The organism is Mesorhizobium sp. P2_E6, from assembly GCF_056403835.1.
Genome location: NZ_JBFUEQ010000021.1, coordinates 1 through 24073 on the forward strand (window position 1 = coordinate 1; position 24073 = coordinate 24073).

General features: G+C 62.7%; 28 protein-coding genes. 14 read left to right on the forward strand and 14 right to left on the reverse strand.

Going from position 1 to position 24073, the window contains the following annotated elements:
* The 4 genes from AC1D08_RS32305 to AC1D08_RS32320 form a co-directional block, all read left to right on the forward strand.
* A partial coding sequence (locus tag AC1D08_RS32305) for a cobalamin-dependent protein (protein WP_477425046.1) occupies positions 1–321 on the forward strand: 321 nt, incomplete at its 5' end.
* Between the two features lie 99 nt (positions 322–420).
* Positions 421–1530 carry a mandelate racemase/muconate lactonizing enzyme family protein gene (locus AC1D08_RS32310; protein WP_457152003.1) on the forward strand — a complete coding sequence of 370 codons (1110 nt, stop codon included), beginning with the start codon at positions 421–423 and terminating at the stop codon, positions 1528–1530.
* A gap of 197 nt (positions 1531–1727) precedes the next feature.
* Positions 1728–2207, forward strand: coding sequence for a DUF3828 domain-containing protein (locus AC1D08_RS32315; protein ID WP_457152002.1), 480 nt, complete (start codon positions 1728–1730; stop codon positions 2205–2207).
* Positions 2208–2212: 5 nt separating this feature from the next.
* Positions 2213–2821, forward strand: a complete 609-nt coding sequence (locus tag AC1D08_RS32320; RefSeq protein ID WP_457152001.1) for a hypothetical protein — start codon at positions 2213–2215, stop codon at positions 2819–2821.
* A gap of 110 nt (positions 2822–2931) precedes the next feature.
* Here the strand turns inward: AC1D08_RS32320 and queF are convergent, their stop codons facing one another.
* Together queF and AC1D08_RS32330 are read right to left on the reverse strand one after the other, a co-directional pair.
* Positions 2932–3393, reverse strand: a complete 462-nt coding sequence (gene queF / locus AC1D08_RS32325; protein ID WP_095086672.1) for a preQ(1) synthase — start codon at positions 3391–3393, stop codon at positions 2932–2934.
* Positions 3394–3631: 238 nt separating this feature from the next.
* A complete protein-coding gene (locus AC1D08_RS32330) occupies positions 3632–4039 on the reverse strand; it encodes a hypothetical protein (protein WP_095085906.1) in 408 nt (135 codons plus the stop codon).
* Between the two features lie 117 nt (positions 4040–4156).
* Here AC1D08_RS32330 and AC1D08_RS32335 point away from each other — a divergent pair, with 117 nt between their 5' ends.
* Positions 4157–4585: a MarR family winged helix-turn-helix transcriptional regulator gene (locus tag AC1D08_RS32335; protein WP_457151999.1), complete on the forward strand. Its 429-nt coding sequence runs from the start codon at positions 4157–4159 to the stop codon at positions 4583–4585.
* A 7-nt stretch (positions 4586–4592) separates the two neighbouring features.
* On the opposite strand, the gene AC1D08_RS32340 is transcribed toward AC1D08_RS32335, so the two are convergent.
* Entirely contained in the window at positions 4593–5333 is a 741-nt protein-coding gene (locus tag AC1D08_RS32340) for a polysaccharide deacetylase family protein (RefSeq protein WP_457151998.1), read from the reverse strand.
* A gap of 170 nt (positions 5334–5503) precedes the next feature.
* Positions 5504–7573: a putative bifunctional diguanylate cyclase/phosphodiesterase gene (locus tag AC1D08_RS32345; protein WP_477398236.1), complete on the reverse strand. Its 2070-nt coding sequence runs from the start codon at positions 7571–7573 to the stop codon at positions 5504–5506.
* 310 nt (positions 7574–7883) lie between these two features.
* Between AC1D08_RS32345 and AC1D08_RS32350 the strand changes: the two genes are divergently transcribed.
* Entirely contained in the window at positions 7884–9071 is a 1188-nt protein-coding gene (locus tag AC1D08_RS32350; RefSeq protein ID WP_457151996.1) for a glycine C-acetyltransferase, read from the forward strand.
* Positions 9072–9123: 52 nt separating this feature from the next.
* A complete protein-coding gene (gene tdh / locus AC1D08_RS32355) occupies positions 9124–10158 on the forward strand; it encodes an L-threonine 3-dehydrogenase (protein ID WP_040584004.1) in 1035 nt (344 codons plus the stop codon).
* Between the two features lie 205 nt (positions 10159–10363).
* Here the strand turns inward: tdh and AC1D08_RS32360 are convergent, their stop codons facing one another.
* The gene (locus tag AC1D08_RS32360; RefSeq protein WP_457151995.1) at positions 10364–10813 is read right to left on the reverse strand and encodes a MarR family winged helix-turn-helix transcriptional regulator; all 450 of its coding nucleotides are present in this window, start codon (positions 10811–10813) and stop codon (positions 10364–10366) included.
* Positions 10814–10903: 90 nt separating this feature from the next.
* Between AC1D08_RS32360 and hmgA the strand changes: the two genes are divergently transcribed.
* The 5 genes from hmgA to AC1D08_RS32385 all read left to right on the forward strand — a co-directional run bounded on the left by hmgA (position 10904) and on the right by AC1D08_RS32385 (position 15296).
* Entirely contained in the window at positions 10904–12217 is a 1314-nt protein-coding gene (hmgA, locus tag AC1D08_RS32365; RefSeq protein WP_457151994.1) for a homogentisate 1,2-dioxygenase, read from the forward strand.
* Complete coding sequence (locus tag AC1D08_RS32370; protein ID WP_457151993.1) at positions 12214–13083, forward strand: MBL fold metallo-hydrolase; 870 nt, start codon at positions 12214–12216, stop codon at positions 13081–13083. Before hmgA ends, AC1D08_RS32370 begins: the two co-directional genes overlap by 4 nt.
* Before the next feature lie 91 nt (positions 13084–13174).
* Positions 13175–14188: a fumarylacetoacetate hydrolase family protein gene (locus AC1D08_RS32375; RefSeq protein ID WP_477425049.1), complete on the forward strand. Its 1014-nt coding sequence runs from the start codon at positions 13175–13177 to the stop codon at positions 14186–14188.
* A 275-nt stretch (positions 14189–14463) separates the two neighbouring features.
* Positions 14464–14757 carry a hypothetical protein gene (locus AC1D08_RS32380; protein WP_457154146.1) on the forward strand — a complete coding sequence of 98 codons (294 nt, stop codon included), beginning with the start codon at positions 14464–14466 and terminating at the stop codon, positions 14755–14757.
* On the forward strand, positions 14754–15296 hold the full coding sequence (locus AC1D08_RS32385) for a DinB family protein (RefSeq protein ID WP_457154147.1): 543 nt from the start codon (positions 14754–14756) through the stop codon (positions 15294–15296). The genes AC1D08_RS32380 and AC1D08_RS32385 overlap by 4 nt, the downstream gene beginning before the upstream one ends.
* 52 nt (positions 15297–15348) lie before the next feature.
* Here AC1D08_RS32385 and hppD read toward each other — a convergent pair whose 3' ends face one another.
* Positions 15349–16461 (reverse strand): 4-hydroxyphenylpyruvate dioxygenase, encoded by a 1113-nt coding sequence (hppD, locus tag AC1D08_RS32390; protein ID WP_477425051.1) that lies wholly within the window; start codon positions 16459–16461, stop codon positions 15349–15351.
* A gap of 137 nt (positions 16462–16598) precedes the next feature.
* Between hppD and AC1D08_RS32395 the strand changes: the two genes are divergently transcribed.
* Positions 16599–17066: an Lrp/AsnC family transcriptional regulator gene (locus AC1D08_RS32395; protein WP_095085868.1), complete on the forward strand. Its 468-nt coding sequence runs from the start codon at positions 16599–16601 to the stop codon at positions 17064–17066.
* 13 nt (positions 17067–17079) lie between these two features.
* Here AC1D08_RS32395 and AC1D08_RS32400 read toward each other — a convergent pair whose 3' ends face one another.
* From AC1D08_RS32400 to aztA, 6 genes are all read right to left on the reverse strand, one after another.
* Entirely contained in the window at positions 17080–17418 is a 339-nt protein-coding gene (locus tag AC1D08_RS32400; RefSeq protein ID WP_457154149.1) for a protein tyrosine phosphatase family protein, read from the reverse strand.
* 68 nt (positions 17419–17486) lie between these two features.
* Positions 17487–17924 carry a DUF6691 family protein gene (locus tag AC1D08_RS32405; protein WP_457154150.1) on the reverse strand — a complete coding sequence of 146 codons (438 nt, stop codon included), beginning with the start codon at positions 17922–17924 and terminating at the stop codon, positions 17487–17489.
* 3 nt (positions 17925–17927) lie between these two features.
* A complete protein-coding gene (locus AC1D08_RS32410; protein ID WP_457154151.1) occupies positions 17928–18350 on the reverse strand; it encodes a YeeE/YedE family protein in 423 nt (140 codons plus the stop codon).
* Positions 18351–18503: 153 nt separating this feature from the next.
* Positions 18504–19445, reverse strand: a complete 942-nt coding sequence (gene aztC / locus AC1D08_RS32415) for a zinc ABC transporter substrate-binding protein AztC (protein ID WP_477419058.1) — start codon at positions 19443–19445, stop codon at positions 18504–18506.
* Positions 19446–19472: 27 nt separating this feature from the next.
* Entirely contained in the window at positions 19473–20348 is an 876-nt protein-coding gene (gene aztB, locus AC1D08_RS32420) for a zinc ABC transporter permease AztB (RefSeq protein WP_095085859.1), read from the reverse strand.
* Positions 20348–21166: a zinc ABC transporter ATP-binding protein AztA gene (gene aztA, locus AC1D08_RS32425; protein WP_477425053.1), complete on the reverse strand. Its 819-nt coding sequence runs from the start codon at positions 21164–21166 to the stop codon at positions 20348–20350. The genes aztB and aztA overlap by 1 nt, the downstream gene beginning before the upstream one ends.
* A 248-nt stretch (positions 21167–21414) precedes the next feature.
* On the opposite strand from aztA, the gene AC1D08_RS32430 reads away from it, so the two are divergent.
* A complete protein-coding gene (locus AC1D08_RS32430) occupies positions 21415–21759 on the forward strand; it encodes a RidA family protein (RefSeq protein ID WP_095085854.1) in 345 nt (114 codons plus the stop codon).
* Positions 21760–21937: 178 nt separating this feature from the next.
* Here AC1D08_RS32430 and hutC read toward each other — a convergent pair whose 3' ends face one another.
* Together hutC and AC1D08_RS32440 are read right to left on the reverse strand one after the other, a co-directional pair.
* Positions 21938–22678, reverse strand: coding sequence for a histidine utilization repressor (hutC, locus tag AC1D08_RS32435; RefSeq protein WP_457152810.1), 741 nt, complete (start codon positions 22676–22678; stop codon positions 21938–21940).
* A complete protein-coding gene (locus AC1D08_RS32440) occupies positions 22675–24027 on the reverse strand; it encodes a formimidoylglutamate deiminase (protein ID WP_457152811.1) in 1353 nt (450 codons plus the stop codon). Before AC1D08_RS32440 ends, hutC begins: the two co-directional genes overlap by 4 nt.
* Positions 24028–24073: the final 46 nt, after the last annotated feature.

The window sequence follows — 24073 nt, forward strand, 5'->3', positions numbered from 1 at the left end:
GCTTCGACGTCATGCTTCGACGTCATCGACCTCGGCATCAACAATGCGGTCGAAAAATATCTCGACGCGATCGAGCAGCACCAGCCCGACATCATCGGCATGTCGGCACTGCTGACCACGACCATGCCCTACATGAAGGTCGTCATCGACACGATGAAGGAAAAGGGCATCCGCGACGATTATGTCGTGCTGGTCGGCGGTGCGCCGCTGAACGAGGAATTCGGCAAAGCCGTCGGCGCCGACGCCTATTGCCGCGACGCCGCAGTGGCGGTCGAGACCGCCAAGGACTTCATGAAGCGCAAGCACAACGTGCGGACTTGAGCACAACAGTTCGATCCATGTTTGTGACCGAGAACGCCGCCATGCACCCGGATGGCAAGATGGCCTGAATCGCTTGGCACGAAGGGGGCTGAGGTCCGTATGCGCATCGAGTCGATCAAAGTCTATCAGGTCCTTCTGCCTGTCAAAGGCGGCGCCTACCGGATGGCTAGCGATACCGTGCAGAATCTGGATAGCACACTCGTTGAAGTGACCACCGAAGACGGACTGTCAGGCTGGGGTGAGACGTGCCCGGTCGGCCCTGTTTATCAGCCCCAACATGCCCTGGGTGCGAGAGCGGCAATTGCCGAAATAGCGCCTGGACTCATTGGTGAGGACACTGCGTCCATGCGCCGCCTCGCGAAAAGAATGGACGAGCGGTTGAACGGTCACAACTATGCCAAGGCGGCCTTGGACATAGCCCTCCTCGACCTCGCCGGCCTGCGGCTGGGTGTTCCGGTTTCAACACTTCTGGGCGGGGCGCTCACCGATCGTGTACCGTCTTACTACTCGACTATTGTCGGTGCACCGGACGAGACGGCGCGTATTGCCGTCGACAAGGTCAAGGCCGGATACCCACGACTTCAGATCAAGATAGGCGGACAGGATCTCGAGCAAGACGTCGCCACCGTGCACAAGGTATGGGAAGTGGTTGGCTTCAAGGCCCGGATAGCCGTCGACGCCAATCGTGGCCTCACCGCCGCGGCGGCGTTGCACATCGATCGGCTTTGCCAGGCAATCCCGTTCGTGTTCGAACAGCCTTGCAACACAATGGAGGAAGTCGCGAGTCTCAAGGGACGCGTGACCCATCCGGTCTACCTTGATGAGAATACCGAGGATTTGAATGCCGTCCTGCGGGCAGTTTCTTCAGGTATCGCGGACGGATTCGGATTGAAGGTCACCCGCCTTGGTGGCCTTACCAAGATGGTCACGGTCCGCGACCTGTGTGCGATACGATCGCTCCCGCACAGCTGCGACGATGCCTGGGGTGGGGACGTCATCGCCGCGGCCTGCGTGCACCTCGCCGCTACCGTCGAGCCGAGCCGTTTTGAGGGCGCCTGGATCGCGCAGGAATACATCGAAGGGCATACCGACCCGGTAAACCCCGTCGTCATCGAAAACGGGCATATACGCGTCCCGCAGATGCCAGGGCTCGGTGTCAAGCCTGAGCGCTCCCGGCTCAAAGCGCCTGTCGCGACTTTCGGAGGCTGAGGATCCTCTGATGTTCGCGGCGATTGTATCTGCCAGTATCGTCGGCAGCTAACCGCGGAAGTGCTTTTGCGAACCTCCGGAATGTCTCGCGGGGCGCCTGGGGGCTGGCGCTCCAGGACTTCATCAGCCGCAAAAAAGTCGATATGCAGGATGTGTGGTATTGATAGCGTCAAGCCATCAAAAGCCGGAGATCCTGCATGCGACTGACAGTGCTCGTTGCCGCCCTTTCGATAGCCTTGCCCGCGGCTGCCTTCGCCGGACCAGCGTCCGATGCGGTGAAGTTCTTCTATGTGCCGGCGGTCAAATTCGAGGCTGACGAGCAATACCGGGATCGGTTTACCGAGCCGGTGACGAACTTGTTCAACCTGAACGACCAGGCAACGAAAAAGAACCCTGACGAGGTCGCCTGCATCGATTTCGATCCCGGTCTGGACGCGCAGGACTTCGATCAGAAGACTGTCTCGAAAACGCTGAAACTGTCCGAGAAGCTGGATGGTGACACCGCCGAGGTTACAGCGTCCTTCAGCCTCTTTGCGGAAGGCGATGACTCCAAGCGTGACATGGTCTGGTCGCTCAAGAAGATCGAGGGCAAGTGGAAGATATCGGACATTGCCTCCAAGACCAGCGACTGGAAGCTCAGCGCGCTGGAATGCGTGGCCGGCCAGACGCCGGAGTGAAGGCGATGGTCCGTCGCCGGATCCTGGCACTGTCGGCCATGTGCCTGCTGGCAGCGGGTCCGAGCGGCGCCGCCGCGCAAGGGCTGTTCGGTGCGCCGCCGGCAAACGCGCCGGCTGACAGCGCCCCGGGCGACAGCGGGGCGCCAGCTGCAAATGCGCCCGGCGGTGCGGTGGAACCCGCAACGCCACCAGTGGCATGGCCGCCCAGCGAGCCCGCCGCACCCATCCAGCCGGGATCGCCGACGGCGGTGGTGCGGCCATTTTACGATCAGGTCGGGCTCGAACTCGATCCGGCGCAGCGCAGCCATTTCATCGATCCGGCGAAAACCGTTCTCGACAAGAGCGACGCCTTGCGCAAATCCGGACAGGGCGAATGCCTCGACCCCAACATGGCGCTCGACAACGCGAACTATGACAAAGCCGAGATCGACAAGAGCCTGAAGACGCTGGAAGCGATCAATGGCGACAAGGCCAAGGTCATTGTCGCCTTCGTTGTCGCCGGCAACCCGCACCGGCTGGAATGGAAGTTCAGCAAGGTCGACGGCGACTGGAAGATATCGGACCTGTTGTCGGTGACCGGCGAATGGGCGCTCAGCCAATATCAGTGCGAATGAGAGGGAGACCAAAAGCGCGTTGTTGAAACGGATTCAGGCGACGCGCTTTAAGTCTTTGTTCCTATATATGCCGTTGCCTCAAAACCGGCGTCAATTTTGGGTGACATGCATCAGCCGCGCCCGCGATAGGGCGCCACTCCGGTATCCGGCAACCAGGCGCCTTCCGGCGGCGCGCCGGTCTGCCAGAACACGTCGATCGGAATGCCGCCGCGCGGGAACCAGTAGCCGCCGATGCGCAGCCACAGCGGCTTGGTTGCCGCCACGATGCGGCGGCCGATCATGACGGTGCATTCTTCATGGAAGGCGCCGTGGTTGCGAAATGAGGTCATGAACAGTTTCAGCGACTTCGATTCCACCAGCAGCGCATCGGGGGCGTAGTCGATGACGATATGGGCGAAGTCCGGCTGGCCGGTGACCGGGCACAGCGAGGTGAATTCCGGGCAGGTGAAGCGCACGATTGCGGGCGGGCCGTCGCCGCGCGTAAACGGCACGGTCTCCAGCACCGCCTGATCGGGGCTCTGGGGGGTCTCGACGTGTGCGCCGAGCTGGGTAAGGTTCTTGGTGACGGTCATGGGCAGCATTCCTTCGAATTTGCCGCTCATTAGCACCGGACCGAAAAGCGCGCAGCGGTTTTCGGACGAATCCGATCATTAAATAGGATCTGAACCATCGGACCGAAAAGTGCCCCGGCATCGTTGGTGGCGCGCGGTCGGCCCTGCGTACGAGAGCCCGTGTACGTCGGTCAGGCCGCGCGCCCGCACGTCATCGGCTTGTCGCCAGACAACGTACGATTCTGTGAGTTGCTGCGTCTCAGACCATTCTGGCGACGGCCATGCAGAGCACGGTGACGACCAGCAGCCGCGCGGCGATGCGCTCGCCCGTCGCCATTCTGGCGCGCAGTTGCGTTTCGGTTTCCGCATTTGCGCCGGCAAGCCGCCGGCTGGGCGCCCTGACCATGGCGCCGAGCACGCCCGCGGCGGCGAAAGCGGTCAGGATGCCAAGCGCCAGCACCATTTCCATCGAGCCGAAATAGGCGCCGTGGAAGAAATACCAGAGCAGCGCTCCGGTCAGGAAAACCATGCCGGCCGCACCCATTTGCGGCTGGATGAAGCGCTCGGCACGGATATCGGGATCGCGCGCCAGCGTGATCGTCGTGCCTGCCCAGAATACGCCCGCCATGACGTGAAGGCCGATAACGACGATGTAGACGTACTGCATGACCGGATTCTCCTGTTTCGTGCGTCAATATGATATAGTTAGATATCTAACGGTTAGGTGTCAATGTATAAACCACGGCCAGTTCCATCGGCCTTTCCCTTGTTCTAGTGTCTTGTGATGACGCCCTTTGAACGCCCGCCAGTCGGCATGAATCTCGGCCGTACCGCCAAGCTGGTTGCCCAGGCTTTTGACGCTGCCCTGGTCGAGGCTGGCGGCACGCTGCCTGTCTGGCTCACGCTGCTTTCGGTCAAATCAAGCAAGCTTGCCAACCAGCGCGAGCTTGCCGGCATGATCGGCATCCAGGGCGCGACGCTGACACACCATCTCAACGCGATGGAGACGCAGGGCCTGCTGACGCGCCGCCGCGATCCCGTCAACCGCCGGGTTCACCTGGTCGAACTGACCGATGCCGGAGAAGCTTTGTTCGAGACCTTGCGCAAGGCAGCTCTTGTTTTCGACAAGCGGCTGCGGGTGGGTCTTTCCGACGAGCGCTTGGCTGAGTTCGCACAGGTGCTGGCGGCCTTGCGGGCCAATGTGGAAAGCTAGGGCAGGCTCAGTCGTCGTAGCTCTGGATTGCGCCAAAGGTGTAGTGGCGCAGCTTCAGTGCGGTGATCAGGTTGGTCAGTTTGGTCTTGCCGTCGAAACTGTCCTGGAACATCTCGTCATGCATCAGCAGGATCAGCTTGTGCGGCTTCACGAAGCGGCCGTAGCCGAACAGGTGATCGATCTCGCTGACCAGATGGTCGACGCTCTGCACCGGCTCGCCGCTGTCCTTGTGCACCCATTCATGGTCCCAGCCGTAGAGATAAAAGCCTGAGGCCGCGACAAACTCATAGTCGGGCTCCTCGCGGCCCTCCTGGGCCAGGCCAAGCGAAGTGTCGTTCTTCGACATCGAGGGCAGCCTGAACACGTCGCGCCCCGGCAGCCGGGCGTGCACCACCGGCTTGAGGCCGAGCACCGCGTTTGCCCGCATCATGTCGGCGACGACGCCTTCGGTGTCGGCGTAGTAATGCTGGTAGCGGTTGTTGGCGTGGCTGTAGCTGTGGTTGCCGAGCGTAACCAGCGGAAGCTGTTTGGCGCGCTGGACGAGCGCCCTGTTGGCGGTGCTTGCTTGCGCATGCATGCCGACCATGAACATGGTCGCCGGAACCTGTTCGGCTTCCAGCACGTCGAGGATGTTGCTGGTGCCGTTCAGCGGGCCATCGTCAAAGGTGAGATAGATTGTGCGATCCGCCCCATGGGCGGGGAACGCAAAAATCAACAGTGCCGCCAGGACAATCCGAAACGGTGTCATCACCCGCACTATCAGGTTGCGATGACGACAGGCCGCCATGTCCACAACGGCTTGTCAAGGCGGGCGGTGCATGTCGCCCAAAGGTGCGCAGCGGTTCTGGGGCAACGACATGGAGAAAACGGAGAGACAAATCGCGTCGGATGTCTCCGCTCGAGCGCGACGCGCTTTGCCTACGCCAGGCTTCCCTGCAGCACCGTCAGCCTGGCCTTCTTCGGCATGCGGGCCGTCAGCCATTCCAGCGCCTTATCCTGCGGCATCGGGAAGGCGATGGAATAGCCCTGCACCTGATCGCAGCCGATTGCCATCAGCGAATCGAGCTCGGCCTCGGTTTCAGCGCCTTCGGCAACGATCGAGATGCCAAGGCCACGCGCCAGCTCGGTGATGGCACGCACGATCTTCGAGTTGTCGCCATTCTCATGGATGTTCTGAACGAAGCGGCGGTCGATCTTCAGCCGGTCGATCTCGTTGGGGTTTACGTGGCTGAGCGAGGCATAGCCGGTGCCGAAATCATCGAGTTCGAGATGGACGCCGGCTGCCCTGATATGGCGCAGCTTGGCGGCGATGCCGGTCTTCTCGTCGTCGAGAATGACGGACTCGACGATTTCCAGCGACAGTTTCTGCGGCGGCAGCCCAGCCTTCTCCAGCGTCTCGAACAGGAACGCATCGAAGTCGTGCTCGCGCAGTTCGGTGCCTGAAACATTGACGGCAAGCCGCCCAAAGGCAATGCCGGCGCGGTTCCATTCGGCGGCTTCGTTGATCGCCTTCGAGATGACGATGCGGCCGATCTCCGGCATGAAGCCGCATTTCTCGGCGACCGGAATGAATTCGCCGGGCGAGATCATGCCGCGCTCGGCATGGTTCCAGCGCACCAGCGCCTCGATGCCGCTGATCGTGCCGTCGGTCAACGAGACCTGCGGCTGGAAATAGACCTGGAACGCCCGGTCCGCGATGGCGATCTTGATGTCGTGCTCGAGCTGCTTGCGATAGTCGAGCTCGCGGCGCAACTCTTCGGAGAAGAACGAGAAGTTGCTGCCTCCCAGCTTCTTGGCGGAGTAGAGTGCCAGGTCGGCGTGGACCAGCAGGTCCTGCGCATTGTCGGCGTCGACCGGGTAGACGGCGATGCCGGCGCTGGCGCCCGGAAGAATGGTCGTGCCCTGGAAGATGATCGGCTCGTTGATGTGGGCCAGGATACGCCGCGCCAGCATGTTGATGTCTTCGGTGCCGCCGGCGCCGCCGAGGATCATGACGAACTCGTCGCCGCCCAGGCGTACGCACAGGTCCGATGCCCGGCAGGAATCGCGCATGCGCTGCGCCGTGACGACCAGCACATAGTCGCCGGCGGCGTGGCCGAGCGTATCGTTGATCTGCTTGAACCGGTCGAGGTCGAGCTGGACGACGGCAAGCCGCTCACGACGCCGTTGCGAGCCCTTGATCAGCGTATCGAAATGATCGGTCAGGAACGTGCGGTTGTGCAGGCCGGTGAGGCCGTCATGCACCGCGATGAAGGCCATGGAATTGCGCGCGTCGATCAGCTCATGCGTCTTGCGCAGGATGGCGTTCGACATCGGCCGGAAGATGAAGAGCGCCACCAGCACGATCACCCCGAGGGTGGCGTAGAACAGCGTGCGGTGAAGCGCGAGCAGCTTCTCGGCGCGCTCGTCGGCATCGGCGCTGATGCGCTGGCCAAGCGCTGCGTAGCCCGACAAGGTCGCGTTGGCGACAGAGGCATCGAGATTGACGCGCTCGCCGCTGCCCTTGTAGCCGTCACTGGCGCCCGTCAGCTGGGATTCAAAGGATGAAATCAGCCGCTTGCCATTGGCGACGAGGCCTACCGAGAAATAATCGAGATGGAACGGCTTGGCGAACAGCACGCTCTCGGTCGATTTCGGGTCCAAACGGGCAGGCGACATCGGGTCGGCATTGGTCTGCTCGAGCAGCAGATCGTAGTTCGTCTCGAACTCCGCCGTCGCCTGCTTGAGAGCGCTGACCAGTGCCGGCTGCTTGTCACGCGAACCGGAACTCGTTGCGCCGGCAAGGAAGACGATGCGCTGCGACAGCGTCTTTTGCGTGCTGACGATGTCGAGCAAGGTGTTGTTGTGCTGCTGGGTGGCCATCATCTGCTGCAGCAGGATGAAGGAGGCTATCACCATGGCGGCGATGATCAGCAGGGCCAGCCAGTAGCCAGCCTTGATCAGCAGTATGAGCTTGCCTGAAACGGTTTGCACCGGCTGCTGCGACATGTTGTGGGGCGGCCCTCTCGCCAACGGATTCTTGTTGCGAGGACCATTGGCTTGCAAACGTTAACAGGTCTGGAAATCGACAGCCGGACGGCGAGGGGGAAACGCTTAAAGATCGCGAAATGGTTATCGGCTGGTTTCGTGCTGTGTCGGCATTTGAGAGGTCGTCGGCCAGCACTGTTGTCGTGACGTCGCTTCCGCGGCCGCATGACGATGCATATCGGGGCCGCCTGCCCACCGATCCGGTCGTTTTTGCGATGGATTTTTCGCGCGGGCCGGACGACAGTCGGCCCACATCAAACGAGGCCCGATCATGACCGCAGCATTTCTCTCTCACATCGACAGCGAACTCGCGGGGCTCAAGTCGGCCGGCCTCTATAAATCCGAGCGGGTGATCTCTTCGACCCAGTCGGCGCAGATCGAGGTCGGCGGCCAGAAGGTGCTTAATTTCTGCGCCAATAACTATCTCGGCCTCGCCGATAGCGCCGACCTGCGTGCGGCGGCCAGCCAGGCGCTCGACCGCTATGGCTACGGCATGGCCTCGGTGCGCTTCATCTGCGGCACGCAGGAGGAACACAAGCAGCTCGAGGCGACGATTTCATCCTTCCTCGGCCTGGAGGACACCATCCTCTACGGCTCCTGCTTCGACGCCAATGGCGGCCTGTTCGAGACACTCCTCGGCGAGAACGATGCGATCATTTCCGATGCGCTGAACCACGCCTCGATCATCGACGGCGTGCGGCTGTCGAAGGCAAAACGCTTCCGCTACGCCAACAACGACATGGCCGACCTCGAAGCGCGGCTGAAGGAGGCGAAGGATTGCCGCTTCCGGCTGATCGCCACCGACGGTGTGTTTTCCATGGATGGCATCATCGCCAATCTAAGGGGTGTCTGCGACCTCGCCGACAAATACGATGCCATGGTGATGGTCGATGACAGCCATGCGGTCGGCTTCGTCGGCCAGAATGGCCACGGCTCGGCCGAGCATTGCGGCGTCGAGGGCAGGGTCGACATCATCACCGGCACGCTCGGCAAGGCGCTCGGCGGTGCATCCGGCGGTTACACATCGGGCAAAAGCCAAGTGGTCGACTGGCTGCGCCAGCGCTCGCGGCCCTATCTCTTCTCCAACACGCTGATGCCGGCGATCGCCGGCGCCTCGATCAAGGTGTTCGACCTGATCCGCAATGGCGACGCCTTGCGCGAACGCCTATATGCGAATGCGGCACGGTTCAGGTCGCAGATGGGCAAACTGGGCTTCACGCTGGCCGGGGCCGATCATCCAATCATTCCGGTGATGCTGGGCGACGCGACGCTGGCGCAGGAGATGGCGGCGCGCATGCTGAAGCGTGGCATCTATGTCATCGGCTTTTCCTTCCCGGTGGTGCCGAAGGGCCAGGCACGCATTCGCACGCAGATGTCGGCGGCGCACTCCAGTGCCGACATCGACCGCGCGGTCGAGGCGTTCGGCGCCGTCGGGCGCGAACTCGGGGTGATTTCCTGAAAGGCCGAAGTCGCAAAGCGATTCCGGAACAAGAGATTCAAGGGATAAAAGCATGTCGAACATGATGAAGGCGCTGGTGAAGGCCAAGGCCGAGCCGGGCATCTGGATGGAAGAGGTGCCGGTGCCGGAGATCGGCCCCAACGACGTGCTGATCAAGGTCAGGAAGACGGCGATCTGCGGCACCGACGTCCACATCTACAATTGGGACCAGTGGGCGCAAAAGACCGTGCCGGTGCCGATGGTGACGGGCCATGAATTCGTCGGCACGGTTGCCGATTTCGGCGCCGCGGTCACCGAATACAAGGTCGGCCAGCGCGTGTCGGGCGAAGGCCACATCGTCTGCGGCCACTGCCGCAACTGCCGGGCGGGCAGGGGACATCTGTGCCGCAACACGCTCGGCGTCGGCGTCAACCGCCCCGGCGCCTTCGGCGAGTATCTGGCGATCCCGCAGCACAACGTCGTGCCGATCCCCGACGACGTGCCAGACGAGATCGCCGCGATTTTCGATCCGCTCGGCAATGCGGTCCATACCGCCCTGTCCTTCGATCTGGTCGGGGAGGATGTGCTGGTCACCGGGGCCGGGCCGATCGGCATCATGGGCGCGCTGGTGGCGCAATGTGTCGGCGCGCGAAAGGTGGTCATCACCGACATCAACCCGGTGCGGCTGGCGCTGGCGAAAAAGCTCGGCGTGCAGCATGTCGTCGACGCCTCGAAGGAAAAGCTGCGCGACGTCATGCCGGTGCTCGGCATGACCGAGGGTTTCGACGTCGGTCTCGAAATGTCGGGGGCGGCGCCGGCCTTCCGCGACATGATCGACACGATGAACAATGGCGGCAAGATCGCCATTTTAGGCATTGCGCCCACCGGCTTCGAGATCGACTGGAACAAGGTCATCTTCAAGATGCTGCATCTCAAGGGCATCTACGGCCGCGAAATGTTCGAGACCTGGTACAAGATGATCGCGCTGGTGCAGGGCCCGCTCGATGTTTCCGGGTTGATCACGCACCGCATCGGCATCGACGACTTCCAGACCGGCTTCGATGCAATGCGCAGCGGCAGTTCCGGCAAGGTGGTGATGGACTGGTAGGCAACTAGAAAAGTCGGCGGGGCAGTACCCCCCTCTGGCCTGCCGGCCATCTCCCCCGCAAGGAGGGAGATCGGATGTCGCGGATGCCTTCGCCAACTACCTGCGCTGTAGGGATCGGCGGAGCGCCGAAGCTGCCAATCTCCCCCCTTGCGGGGGAGATGTCCGGCAGGACGGGGGGGGTGGGAAGGATCACCACTGAACGGCGTCATTGCTTTTCCACGGGTCTGTACAGCGCCACCTCCAGCGCCGCCACTCCATTGATAATCCCCGCGCACTCGCCGGCGCTCAGCTTGTCCAGCAATCCCCGCTCGAACGCCTTCGCCAGCGGCACCATTTCGCGATAGGCGGCAAGCCCCGCCTTGGTCAGGGTCAGATGCTCGACGCGGCGGTCGTTTTCATCTGAAGTGCGCGTCAGCCAGCGCCGCCGTTCGAGTTCGGCGACAGCGCGCGACACCTTGGTCTTGTGCATGGCCGATTGCTCGCCGAGCGCTGTCGCGGTCATCGTGCCGTGCTGGCCGAGCCCCGAAAGGGTGCGCCATTCAGGCCGGGTCAGGCCATGACTGTCCTTGTATATCCCCGCGAATTCGCGGCTGACGGCGTCGGCCAGGCGATAGAGCCGGTAGGGAAGGAAGTTTTCCAGGTCGAGGATTTCCATGGTTGCACATCCGGCAGAAGCATTGGCATTGATAGTTACATTTTCGATGGTTACAAATGAAACAAGTTTGGTCAATTCCGGGAGGAAGCGATGGCCTTTTCCTACATGCCGGGCTTCGGCAACGACTTCGAAACCGAAACCTTGCCCGGCTCGCTGCCGCAGGGACGGAATTCGCCGCAGCGGCCGGCCTATGGCCTCTATGCCGAGCAGCTTTCCGGTTCGCCGTTCACCGCTCCGCGCGGCACAAATGAGCGCTCCTGGCTCTATCGGATCCGGCCGAGCGTGAAGCACACCGGCCGTTTCAAACCGGCGAGCTATCCATTGTGGAAGAGCGCTCCCAATGTCGGCGACCACGAGTTGGCGCTCGGCCAGTACCGCTGGAACCCGGTGCCGATGCCGAAGGAGCCGACCGATTTCATCACCGGCATGCGCAGCATCACCACCGCCGGCGACGTGCTCGGGCAAACCGGCATGGCGGCCCACGTCTATGTCGCCAACCGCTCGATGGTCGACGACCATTTTTTCAACGCCGATGGCGAGTTGCTCATCGTGCCTCAGGTCGGCGCCTTGCGCTTCGTCACCGAGATGGGCGTCATCGAGCTTCGGCCCGGCGAGATCGCCGTGCTGCCCCGCGGGCTTGTGTTCAAGGTCGAGCTGGTCGATGCCGAAGTGCGCGGCTATGTCTGCGAGAACTATGGCGCCAAGCTGACCCTGCCGGACCGTGGCCCGATCGGCGCCAATTGCCTGGCCAATCCGCGCGATTTCAAGACGCCTTGCGCCTGGTTCGAGGAGAAGGAGACACCGTGCCGGCTGACGGTGAAATGGTGCGGCAACTTCCATGTCACCGAGATCGGCCACTCGCCGCTGGACGTCGTTGCCTGGCACGGCAACTACGCACCCTATAAATATGATCTGGCCACCTTTTCGCCGGTCGGCGCCATCCTGTTCGATCATCCCGATCCGTCGATCTTCACCGTGCTGACGGCGCCGAGCGGCGAGGAAGGCACCGCCAACATCGACTTCGTCATCTTCCCGCCGCGCTGGCTGGTGGCGGAGGATACGTTCCGGCCGCCCTGGTATCACCGCAACATCATGAGCGAGTTCATGGGGCTGATCCACGGTCAGTACGATGCCAAGGAGGAAGGCTTCGTTCCCGGCGGCATCAGCCTGCACAATCTGATGCTGGCCCACGGCCCGGATGCGCCTGGCTTCGAAAAGGCCTCGCGCGCGGACCTGAAACCGGTCAAGCTCGACAACACCTTGGCCTTCATGTTCGAGACCCGTTTTCCGCAGATGCTGACCCGCTACGGCGCCGAACTGGAAACCCGGCAGGACAACTACATCGACTGCTGGGCCGATCTGAAGAAGCGCTTCAACGGCACGCCCGAGGGCGACTGGTCTTGAGCGGCGAGCCGATACCGGACCGGCTGGTGCTTTTGGGCTCGAAGGGCGGCCCGGCGCTGCGGCCGGGTGGCCCATGGCCGAGTTCGTCGCTGCTGCAGATGGGCGGTCGCAGCATTGTCATCGACTGCGGGCTTGGCGTAACGCGGGGTCTCGTCGACGCCGGCATTGGGCTGAAGGCGCTCGACCTGATCTTCATCACGCATCTGCATTCCGACCATGTGCTGGAACTCGGGCCGCTGGTCCACACCGCCTGGACGGCCGGTCTGGCCTCGCCCGTCAGCGTGTACGGTCCGCCCGGAACCGGCCATTACTGGCGGCGCTTTTGTCAGGCTATGGAATTCGACATCGAAATCCGCATCGTCGACGAAGGCCGGCCGGATATTCGCGAGCTGGTTTCGATCAACGAATTCACCGAAGGCTTGATTGTCGAGCAACACGGCCTCGAGGTTTCAGCGCTGCGCGTCGACCATCCGCCGGTGACCGACTGCTTTGCGCTGCGCTTCGAGCGTGGCGGGAAAAGCGTGGTGTTCTCCACCGATACGGCCTTCTTTCCGCCGCTCGCTGATTTTGCCCAAGGCGCCGACATCCTCGTCCACGAAGCTATGCTGGAGGAAGGCATAGAGCGGCTGGTGGCCAAAACCGGCAATGGCGCGCGGCTGCGGGAACATCTGCTCGCCAGCCACAGCTTTGCCGAGGAGGCCGGGCGCATCGCCAGCGATGCGGGCGTGAAGAGGCTGGTGCTTAACCACCTCATTCCGGCCGACGATCCCGGGATCGTCGAGGCCGACTGGATCGCCGCTGTCAGGAAAACATGGGCCGGCGACTTGACGATCGCCCGCGACGGCCTTGTTGTGGAGTTCGCATGACCCTGAAAAGTGGAAACCGCTTTTCGCTGGAGATAATGCGTAAAACAAAAATCCAAAGCGGCGCCAAAGCCGTAACAGGAGAGGAAACCGCATGAAGCTTGCCACACTGAAGGATGGGACGCGTGACGGAAAACTCGTCGTCGTCTCGCGCGACCTGACACGCTTCACCGACGCCTCGTTCCTGGTGCGCACCCTGCAGGCAGCGCTCGACGACTGGCGGCGCATCGCCCCGCACCTCGCGACAATAGCGGAATCGCTGGAGAACAACGCGGTGCCGTCGGAGCGCTTCCACGAGCATGACGCGCACTCACCGCTGCCGCGCGCCTATCAATGGGCCGATGGCTCGGCCTATGTGAACCATGTCGAACTGGTGCGGAAAGCGCGCGGCGTCGAAATGCCGGCAAGTTTCTGGACCGACCCGCTGATCTACCAGGGCGGCTCGGATTCCTTCATCGCGCCGCGTGATCCGATCCGCATGGCCGACGAGGCCTTCGGCATCGACATGGAGGGGGAAGTCGCTGTCATTGTCGACGATGTACCTATGGGCGCCAGCCTCGATGAGGCACGCGCCGCGATCCGGCTGGTGATGCTGGTCAACGACGTGACGCTGCGTGCGCTCACCGGGCCGGAACTCGCCAAGGGTTTCGGCTTCTTCCAATCAAAGCCGTCCTCGGCGTTTTCACCTGCCGCGGTGACGCCTGATGAATTGGGCGATGCCTGGGATGGCGGCAAGGTCAGCCTGCCGCTGCTCGCCGACCTCAACGGCAAGCCGTTCGGCCGCGCCAATGCGGGCGTCGACATGACCTTCGATTTTCCGGCCCTGATCGTCCACGCCGCGAAAACGCGTCCACTTGCCGCCGGCACCATCATCGGTTCCGGCACCGTCTCCAACAAGCTCGACGGCGGACCAGGCAAGCCTGTCTCGGCCGGCGGCGCCGGCTATTCCTGCGTCGCCGAACTGCGCATGATCGAGACCATTGTATCAGGCGCGCCCAAAACGCCGTTCCTGCGCTTCGGCGACACGGTGCGCATCGAGATGAAGGACAGGACCGGGCATTCGATCTTCGGCGCCATCGAGCAGAAGGTCGAGAAATACGAGAGGTGAGGGACGCGGATGAGTAATTTGCCAACGTTCGGATTGGTCCTGATTCTTGGCGGGGTCGTTTCGTGGACTATCGGTGGGATGATCAGCTTCAGGACCGATTACGACGTTCACAACAGGGACATGCTCGGGCAGAGTGCACGACCTAACGAGCTATGGCGCGCGTTTTTCAGCAATCCGAAATCACGGTGGTGGTGCATGATTGGGCTTTCTCTGACTTTAGTCGGGGTGGGATTGTTGATGTTTTCGGGCGAAAAGCTGAGCTTGTAGATAAGAGTATGACAGGCGAGATATTCTACCTTCTCAGTAGCGTCTGGGCGCTTGCCATACTGGCCGTGTTCATCCTGGCGATCCGGTTGAGCTACCGCATCGAGGCGCGCTCGCCGGACCTGACCAACCGCAGTGGCTTTCCGCGCAAGGCGATGATGTTCCACACCATCACCAACATGAAAGTCGCGCGGGACGCCGAAACGCAAGGCTTGCGGCGGCGCATGAACAGGCTGCTGCTGATCGTTCTCGCCGGATTTGCGGTTATGTGGGCGGGTCTGTATCTGGTGCGGTCCGCCGGATGAACCTGCTGGATCATCTGCGCCGCATGGCGGGCAACAATCTCTGGTCGAACGATCGGCTGTACCGTGCTGTTCTGCAGCTCAAGCCCGGCGAATTCGCAGCCGAACGCACCAGCTTCTTCCCGTCGATCGAGGCGACGCTCAACCATATCCTTGCGGTCGATCTTCTCTATCTTGATTTTCTCGAAGAGGGTGGCGTCGGTGCTGCCGCCCATGACGATTTTGTGCCAATCGACGAGCCGCAGGCGTTGTTTGCCGCACAGGTCGCCGCGGACCGTCGCCTGGTCGCTTTTTGCGACCGGCTCTCGGCAGCCGATCTCGATCGTCAGGTCGTCACCGACCGGCGCAAGGACGGCATGATCCCAGAGCGCATCGGCGACATCCTCGCTCACGTCTTCCTGCATGACATCCACCATCGCGGCCAGGTGCACGCGATGCTCTCCGGCACGTCGGTCGCGCCGCCACAGCTCGATGAATTCCTGCTCGACTACGATAAGAAGCTGAGGAAAGAAGAGGTCGAGCGGCTGGGCCTCAAGATCTGATTTGGCGCATGACCCGAAACCAGGGTCATGCACAGTCCGCTCGACCTGAAGCCTACTCCGCCGCCTGAACCTTGATCACGCCGCGCTTGATCTGGTCCTGCTCGATCGATTCGAACAGGGCGCGGAAATTGCCCTCGCCAAAGCCTTCGTCGCCTTTTCGCTGGATGAACTCGAAGAAGATCGGCCCGATAACGGTTTTCGAAAAGATCTGCAGCAGGATCTTGGTCATGCCGCCGTCGACCACGCCTTCGCCGTCGATCAGGATGCCGTGCTTCTTCATGCGTTCGATCGGCTCGTCGTGGCCGTTCACGCGGTCATAGGACATGTCATAGTAGGTTTCCGGCGGGCCGGGCATGAACTTCAGCCCGTTCTCGGCCAGCCTGTCGGTGGCGGCGTAGATCTCGTCGGTGCCAACCGCAATGTGCTGGATGCCTTCGCCATTGTACTTCTTCAGATACTCGGCGATCTGGCTGGTCTCGTCCTTGGACTCGTTGAGCGGGATGCGGATCTTGCCGCAGGGCGAGGTGATGGCGCGGCTGACCAGACCGGTGATCTTGCCGTCGATATCGAAGAAATGGATCTGCTTGAAGCCGAACAAATTGCGGTAGAAATCCCACCATTTGTCCATCTGGCCGCGATAGACATTGTGGGTGAGGTGGTCGAGAAAATAGAAGCCGACGCCTTGCGGCCGCGGATCGCGCGCGCCGAGCCACTCGAACTCGGCATCGTAGGCCGAGCCCTTCTTGCCATAGGTGTCGATGAAATACAGCAGCGAGCCGCCAATGCCGACGATGGCCGGCACGTCGAGCGCCTTGTCTGTGCCTTCATAAGGCGTGGCGCCCCTGGCAACGGCGTGGTCGAAAGCGTGCTTGGCATCGACCACCCGCCAGGCCATCGATGCAGCACAAGGGCCGTGCTTGTCGGCGAACTTCATAGCATGCGAGCCCGGCTCGGCATTGACGACATAGTTGATGTCGCCCTGGCGCCAGACGGTGAAGTCTTTCGTGCGGTGCTTGGCCACCGCGACATAGCCCATGCGGGTGAACAGTTCGGCGAGCTTTTCGGGCTCCGGATGCGCGAACTCGACAAACTCGAACCCATCCGTGCCGGCGGGGTTGTCCTTGCTGATCTTGGCGGGCGGGGCGTCGTGGGGGAAGGGGCCCATGATAGTTCTCCGGATATGGCTTGGCCTGAAACGGCCACCTGACGCCATCATAGCGCGGAGCCGGCGCATGGTGCTTGCATTCAAACGCTTGAAATGATCAGTTCATGCGTAAAGCGTGCACGAAAGGGCATAAATCCATGGATGAGACGCGCATTGATCAATTTGACCGCAAGATAATGGCGCTCTTGCAGGGCGATGCGGGGCTGACCAACAACGATTTGTCGGAGCGGGTGAACCTGTCGGCGTCACAATGCTCGCGCCGCCGCCAGCGGCTGGAGGAGGACGGCTATATCAAGGGCTATCACGCCGTGCTCGACCGCGACAAACTCGGCTTTTCCCTGGTCAACGTCATCTCGGTGACGCTCGCCACCCACAATCGCGACAATGCCAGGCGGTTCGGCGAACTGGTGGCGCGGCTGCCCGAGGTGCAGGAAGCGCACGCGTTGACCGGCGAGATGGACTACATCCTGAAAGTGGTGACACCCGACCTGAAGTCGCTATCGGAATTCGTCAACGGCGTGCTGCTGCCGCACGAATCCGTGCAGCATGTGAAGACGGCGATCGTGCTCGAGACGCTGAAGGAAACCGGCGCGCTGCCGATTTGAACCTTGGGTCGATTTAACTCTTCGACTGCTGGATCAGTCCGTAGAGGTTGGTGCAGCGGGCGCCGGAGCGGCAATAGGCGAACACCGGGCCTTGGAGCTCGTCGAGCGCCTCGGCTTGATCCTCTACATTCTCGGCCGTGATCTGGCCGCTGATGACCGGGATGTAGCGGAAGGCCATGCCGGCGGCCTCGACCGCGGCTTTGAGCGTGTCGGCCGAAGGCTGGCCGGGCTGCTCGTCATCGGGCCGGTTGCAGATGACGCTCTTGAAGCCGGCCTCCTTGATGGCGGTGACGTCTTCGGGCTGGATCTGGCCCGAGACCGAATAGGTCTCGCTGATCTCGCGGTATTCCATGGCTGTATCCTCGCAGTCTGATTTGGCGAGAAGTCTTGCCACTCTCCGGCGGAACCGGCAACTACTTCCTATGCCGCAGCCAGCTGAGCAAGCCGTGACCTCGCGAAACGCGCCACGACGATGCCGACGATCACCGCCGTGACAAAGATCGCCGTCGCGGAGGAGCCGAGACCAAGCGCGGGAATGGCGCCGCCGGGACAGAAGCCGGCGATGCCCCAGCCGATGCCGAAGACAGCGGCGCCGCCGGCCAGCTCCGCGTCGATGGTGCGCGTCGTCGGCAGGGCGAACGCGGTTTCGAACACCGGTGACTTACGGCGCCGGAATATCAGGCGGTAGCCGGCGAAGGCGACCGCAAGGCCACCACCCATGACGAAGATCAGGCTCGGGTCCCAGCTGCCGGCGATGTCGAAGAAGTTCAGCACCTTGGCAGGATTTATCATCCCGGACACGGCGATGCCGAGGCCGAAAATCCCACCGATCAGAAATGCCGAGACGAGCTTGTTCACGGCTCAGCCTCCGATCACGTGGCGGATGATGAAGACGGTGACGAAGGCTGTAACCATGAAGATCGCGACGGCGACGATCGAGCGTGGCGATAGCCGCGCTATGCCGCAAATGCCGTGTCCGCTCGGGCAGCCGCCACCGAAATGCACGCCGATGCCGACCAGGAAGCCGCCACCGACAAGTGCCAGCGTCGACACGGGCACGCTGAAGGCGATGTGTCCGCCGACCGTCTGATAGACAAGCGGCGCCGCCACGGCGCCGGCGAGAAAGGCGGCGCGCCAGCGCCATTCAGGCGAAAGCGGCGGGATGACGCCGGTCAGAATGCCGGTCATCCCGGCAATCCGCCCATGCAGTGCCATCAAGAGCACTGCCGACAGGCCAATAAGAGCGCCGCCAAGCAGCGACTGGAAAGGCGTAAAGTCTGTCATGTGATGCCGGCTTTTGATCCACGGTCGATCCGCGTCTTTGCGCAACTCGACACCGTAGCGCAGATAGGCATTTCCGGCGCGGAATCCAGCTCAAACTGCCAGAGTGCAAACGGAAAGGCGGAGACCGGCTCCGCCTTTCCGGGGAGGGGCGCGTCAGCTGCCGAGGATGGCGCCTTTGATCTGACGGATGTTGTTGTGCATCATGTCGATATAGGTCGAGGCCGGGCCGTCGGGCTGCGACAGCGCATCCGAATAGAGAGTGCCGCCGACCTTGATGCCGGTCTCGCTGGCGATCTGCTCGATCAGGCGCGGGTTGGTGATGTTCTCGACGAAGATCGCCGCCGCCTTGTCCTGCTTCACCTGGTCGACCAGCCTGGCGACATCGGCGGCGGACGGTTCGGAGTCGGTCGAGATGCCTTGCGGGGCGAGGAAGGTCAGGCCGTATTCGTGCTCGAAATAGCCGAAGGCGTCATGCGAGGTGATGACGACGCGCTTCGCTTCGGGGATCGAGGCGATCGCGGCCTTCACTTCGCCTTCTACCGCGTCGAGCTTCTTGGTATAGGCGGCGGCATTGGTCTGGTAGCTGACGCAGCCGTCGGAGTCGGCGGCGCAGAAGGCTTCGGCGATGTTCGCCACGTAGATCTTGGCATTGGCGATCGACTGGAAGGCGTGCGGATCGGTAACCGTCTTGCCGCCGCCGGTTCCGGCCCCTTCGGCGGCGTCGGCGTCGGCGAATTCAGGCTTGAAATCGATCGGCGTTACGCCCTTGGTCAAGGTGACGATCGAGGCCTTGGTGGCGCTGGCATCGACCAGCCGCTGCAGAAAACCCTCGAAATGCAGGCCGTTGACCAGCACGATGTCGGCCTTGGCCATCGCCACCGCGTCAGCCGGGCTCGGCTCGTAGACATGGGCATCGCCGTCCGGTCCGACGATGGTGGTGACATCGATGCGGTCGCCACCGACATTTTTGGCAAAATCGGCAATGACGGTGAAGCTGGCGACCACTTTCAGCGGTGCCGCGAAAGCCGGCGAGGCGCCAATGGCAGTTAATGTTATAACGCTCATCGCCAGGGCGGCGCGGATCGATTTCAGCATGGAAAGGTCTCCTTTTGGGGCGGGGGATCAGGCCGTTCTGTGACGGTGATGGACAATGCGGGCGCGCAGGATGCCGCGCGTGCCGAACAGGATCGAGGCGAAATAGACCACGCCGGCCGACAGGATGATGGCCGGGCCGGACGGCAGCGACGCGTGATAGGACAGAAGCAGCCCGGCGATGCAGGATGCAAAGCCGATCAGCACCGCCAGCACGCACATCGGCTCGACGCGCACGGTCCAGAAACGGGCGGCTGCCGCCGGCAGCATCATCAGCCCGACCGATAGAAGCGTACCGAGCGCCTGGAAGCCGCCGACAAGGTTGAGCACGACGAGGCCAAGGAAGATGAAATGCACCGGGCTGCCGAGCCGGCTGACCGAGCGCAGGAACAGCGGATCGAGGCATTCGGCGACCAGCGCCCGCCAGAAGATGGCGAGGCTGACCAGCGTCACCGCCACAATGCCGCCGATCAGCGTCAGCGCTTCGTTGTTGAGCGCCAGCACGGTGCCGAACAGCACATGCATGAGATCAACGCTGGAGCCGCGGATCGACACCATCAAGACGCCGATGGCGAGCGAAATCAGATAGAAGGCTGCCATCGAGGCGTCTTCGCGCTGGATGGTGAAGCGCGAGACAGCGCCAGCGCCGAGCGCCACGATGACGCCGGCGATCAACCCGCCAATGGTCATCGGCAGGATTTCCAGGCCGTAGAGCAGAAAACCGGCGGCGGCACCCGGCAAGATGGCATGCGCCATGGCGTCGCCGGACAGGCTCATGCGCCGCAGCATCAGGAACACGCCAACCGGGCAGGCGCCGAGCGACAGCATCAGCGAACCGATCAGCGCCCGCTGCATGAAGCCGAAATCGGCGAAGGGCGCGATGAAGAGACCGTAAAGCGTGTCCATCAGGCAGCCCTCGGTCCGGCACCGTGGTGATGGTCATGCCCGTGAGCGTGGCCATGATGGTCGTGATCGTGGTCATGAGCATGCCCGTCCGGCTCGCACCAGGGCGCATTCTCTTCCCAGGCTTCGTGGAAGCGGCGGGCGCGCAACAGGTTCTCCGGCTTCAGCGTTTCCCTGGTTTCCCCCCAGGCAACCGGCTGGCGGGCCAACAGCAGCGTTTCGGGGAAATTCTGGCGCACCAGGTCCAGATCGTGGACGACGACCAGGATAGTGCGCTCTTCGCCATGCCAATGCTTGATCAGCGCGATCAGGTCGCCGACCGTCTTGGCGTCGACCGCGTTGAACGGCTCGTCGAGCAGTATGAGGTCGGCGTCCTGCAGCAGCACTCGCGCAAACAACGTGCGTTGCAACTGGCCGCCTGACAGCGTGTCGATCGGCCGCTTTTCGAAGCCGCCGAGACCGACGGCCATCAGCGCCCGGCTGACGGAATCGCGATCTTCCCTAGTATGGCGGCCGAGCAGGCCACGCCGCGGCCACAGGCCGAGCGAGACCAGGTCAACCACCCGCGCCGGGAAGGAGCGGTCGAGTTCCGATTGCTGCGGCAGATAGGCGGCACGCACGCCAGGCGCGCGGATGACTTCGCCGGCCATCGGTTTCAGGACGCCGACAATGCCTTTCATCAGCGTCGATTTGCCGGAGCCGTTGGCGCCGACCACGGCAGTCAGCGAGCCTTTGCGTATCTTGCCGTCAAGATGATGGATCGCCGGGTGGCTGCCGTAGCCAAGCGTCAGGTCGCGGAAGGTCAGGCAGGTATTTGTCATTCTGCGATCCGTGAGGGCAGCGAAAACGGGCTGCTGGTAGTGGCCGATTGGATATGTGATGTTATTACATTAGTCAACAAGCCAATCGGGCGGAATTGCGACTGCCGGGTCAACTTGGGTCAACTTGCCGTGTGTGGACATCACACGCCCTTGGCCCAAAGGGATTTGCCAAGGGATTTGACTGGGCGACCTTGCCCGAAGCCGGCCGCAACTTTAAAGAAGCGCGACCACAAAGGAAGGAACCTCCCATGAGCATTCGTCGCATCGATGTTGGCCCGCGCATGAGCCCGATCGTCATCCACGGCAATACCGTCTATCTGGCCGGCCAGGTTGGTCAGCCGGGCGGCAACGTCGCGTCGCAGACCAGGGATGTCCTGGCGACCATCGACGGACTGCTGGCCAAGGCCGGCTCGGACAAGACCAAGATCCTGCAGGCGATCATCTGGCTGGCCGACATGAGCACCTTTGCCGAGATGAACGCGGAATGGGACAAGTGGGTGCCGCAAGGCAATACGCCCGCCCGTGCCACCGGCGAAGCAAAGCTCGCCGGACCGGAATATCTGGTCGAGATCATTATTACCGCAGCGGTTTGAGGCGCAGCGCTGGCGAATTCAGCGCGCCAGTGGCGCGCTGAAAGGCCGGCGAACGCCGGGAGGCTGCCGTAGGCAGCGGGGATCCGGGCTTGCTCGACTGCCTCCGCTATGGCTCCAGGCGTTCGGCGTTCGAAATGCCAAATCGTTGGCTTTTCGCCGGCCTTCAACTGGACACACCTCACCCCTGCGACGGCCTGAATCGCGCCACCAGCGTGTGGCTGTCGGCGGGGTAGGTGAAGCGCACATAAGTGACCGGGTGTTCGGCGCTCCATGTCCGCCGCTCGACCACCAGGCAGGGCGCGCCGGCCGCGATGTCGAGTGCCGCCGCGACCTGCTTGTCGGCGCCGACCGCACGAATGCGGTGCTCGGCTTCGCTCCACGGCACGCGGCCGATCAGCCACGGGCTGGGTGCGATGGCCAGGAATTCCTCGTCGGCCGCTTCCGGCACGGCGGTGAGGTTAATCAGCCGCTGCTCGTGCGCGAACGGCCGCTTGCCGGCGAAATGCCGGCATTCCAATGCCAGCACCGGCCCGGCGGCACCAAGCTCCAGCAAGGCGCGATCCTCGGCGTCGCTGCGCCTTTTGTGCCGTGTCACGCGCTCGTAGCGATAAAGCAGGCCGAGCGCTTCGACCTCGACCCGGATGTCATTGATCTCCAGCACCGCAGCTTGCGACTGCGGTTGGCGGACAAAGCTGCCTGAGCGGCGCCGCCGCTCGATCAGCCCCGCCTTGGCAAGCTGCGACAGCGCCTTGTTCACTGTCATGCGCGAGCAATTGTATTGCGCGCTCAGTTCATGCTCGAACGGGATGCGATGGCCGGGCGCCCAGGCGCCGGACAGGATCTTTTCGCTGATGTCGGACAGGATGCGCTGGTGCAGCGAGACGCCGCCTTCCGCATCCGCCGTCTCGATCATGCTCATGCCGAAAGCGCCGTCATCACGCTGCGAAACCGCTCGGCGATGGTCTCGCGCCTTGCATGACGGCCGCCGCTGACCTGCTTGTTGCCATGCACCCAGACGCAGTCGACCTTGCTGCCATTGGCGAAGATCCAAGCGTCGAGGATCGCGTCACCGGTCTTGCCGGCCAGCGAGGGGTGATTGCCGTCGAGCGAGACGAGATCGGCGGATGCGCCCGTGGCGATCTCCGAGGCGCCGGCCCCAAGGGCAACGCTGCCGCCGTCGAGCGCGGCATCGAACAGCGCGCGTCCGGTCGAGCCGCCGGCCACGGCCAGCACATTGCGGGCGCGGTGCGCAAGGCGCTGCGAATATTCGAGCTGCCGCAGCTCGTCGGGCAGGCCGATCAGCACATTGGAATCGGAGCCGACGCCGAAGCGGCCGCCATGCTCCCCGAACAGCGGCGCTGCAAAAGTGCCGTCACCGAGATTGGCCTCGGTGATCGGGCAAAGGCCGGCGATCGCGCCGCTCCTGGCCATCGCGACTGTTTCCGCATCGGTCATGTGCGTGGCGTGGATGAGACACCAGCGTTGGTCTACTTTCGCGTTGGCCAGCAGGAATTCGACCGGTCGCGCGCCCGACCAGGCAAGGCAGTCCTCGACTTCCTTCACCTGCTCGGCGACGTGGATATGGATCGGCCCATCCGGCGCCATGGCGGCCACCTCAGTTAGTTCCTCAGCTGTCGCGGCGCGCAGACTGTGCGGAGCGACGCCGACAACAGCTTGATTCAAAGTGCGAACGCATTCCAGGCTTTTCTCAACAAGCCTGGAGAAGCGATTCACATCGTTGATGAAACGCCGTTGGCCTTGGTTTGGCGCGGCCCCGCCGAAAGAAGAGTGCGCGTAGAACACCGGCAGCAGCGTCAGGCCGATGCCCGTTTCGCCGGCCGCCGCCGCGATGCGCTCGGCCATCTCGGCAGGGTTGGCATAGGGCTTTCCATCGCGGTCGTGATGCAGATAGTGAAATTCGCCGACGCGTGAAAAGCCGGCCTCCAGCATCTCGACATAGAGCTGCGCGGCAACCGCCTCGACCTGGTCGGGCGTCATCGACAGGGCGAAGTGGTACATCACCTCGCGCCAGCTCCAGAAACTGTCGGCGGAAGGCCCGCGAAGCTCGGCCAATCCGGCCATGCCGCGCTGGAATGCATGGCTGTGCAAATTGGGCATACCGGGCAGCAGGATCGCGTAGCGTTCGTCGCCTGCCACGGCGGTCGCACCCGGCTCGACAGTTGTTATGCGTCCCTTGGCCAAGGTGATCCGCACATTGCGGTGCCAGCCATTGGGAAGGAGCGCCTGTTCCGCGAAGATGTCAGTCACTTTTCTCTCCGGTTCCCTGTCTCATATGCGATGATGGCACTTGCAG